Raw genomic sequence first — 1,213 nt, 5'->3', positions numbered from 1 at the left:
TCCTTATGACGTTCCAGGAATCTCCTGGACTGGTCCGGTCAATTTTCCCCAAAGTCCGCCCGCAGAACACATATTCGGCCATCCGCGGCTGTGATCTCCAGGACGCACCTTCGGTGCTCCATCCGGCTGTTGATGCGCATATTTCGGAACCTTGCACCCTCGGCAGGGAACCCCGCTTCGTTTGCAATCCGGGACCACAGTGTAATCGCACGTTGCTGCACCTCATTGCCCATGCTGGACAAATCAAGCCTGACCGGGCTGTAAGGCAGTTTCTTATTCATGCTGGTCACAAAGCTTTCTATTGCGTGTAATTCTGGCTGTTCTAAACAGCACACTATGACTTCACCAAACAAATCCCACGGCCGCAAGGCTATCCGCCCGACACTGAAACCGCGTGAGCTGATGACGCCTACGCCGGATCTTGCAGGCGTGTGGAAGGCCAAGATCATCACCCTGTTTCCCGGGGCCTTCCCCGGAGTGCTGGGCGAAAGCCTGACCGGCAAGGCGCTACAGGAGGGGTTGTGGCAGCTGGAGACCGTAGATCTGCGCGAGTTCGGCGCCGGCAAGCATCGAAATGTCGATGACACCCCGGCGGGCGGCGGCGCCGGCATGGTGCTGCGCGCAGATGTGCTGGGCAACGCTATTGAGCACACGATGGCCGGTACCAAGGGCAACTGGCCGCTAATCTACCTGTCGCCGCGGGGGCGCCGGATGGACCAGCAGATGATGCAGAACTTTGCCGCAATCGCGAATCCAGACCGGCGCTGTATACGTCCGCAAGCCCAGCAAAACAAGTGCTCAGCTGCGCCGGCACCAAGAGTTTTCAGGAAACCCCTGGCAAATCTTTTTGCAATAGATTTGGGTTCAGACCCTTAGCTGTCTTTTGCGCTCAACTGGTCTGGTTATCCAGGGCAGCGTCCGGGGCGTTTTTTTTCACCGACTCGATGCCATTGTCACGGCCCGAGGCGCTGGCGTAGCTCTGAGAGGTGCCGATTACCTGGCCATTGGTGGCTTTCAGGTTGAACATGTGCTTGCCGGCCGCGGTTTCCTTGCGTTCGTAGCGTGCGTCGTCAACTGCGTTCTTACGAACCGACGCGATGCCGTTTTCAGCGCTGGACTTTTGCTTGTAGCCTTCGCTGGCCAGAATGTTCTCGCCGTTGCCTGCTTTCAGACGGAACCGGAATTCACCTGCATTGTCCGTGTAAAGTTCAAA

1 protein-coding gene and 1 pseudogene are annotated in these 1,213 nt (G+C 57.5%); one reads left to right on the top strand and one right to left on the bottom strand.

The features are described from left to right. Positions 1 to 336 precede the first annotated feature (336 nt). Positions 337 to 741, top strand: a pseudogene (locus tag A2I95_RS39880) (tRNA (guanosine(37)-N1)-methyltransferase TrmD); the annotation flags it as partial. Positions 742 to 889: 148 nt separating this feature from the next. Here A2I95_RS39880 and A2I95_RS39875 read toward each other — a convergent pair. Next, the coding region (locus tag A2I95_RS39875) for a YegP family protein (RefSeq protein WP_291737869.1) at positions 890 to 1,213 on the bottom strand (324 nt) is incomplete at its 5' end.

This window comes from Leisingera sp. F5 (assembly GCF_001593695.1).
This window is presented reverse-complemented; position numbering and strand designations above follow the sequence as displayed.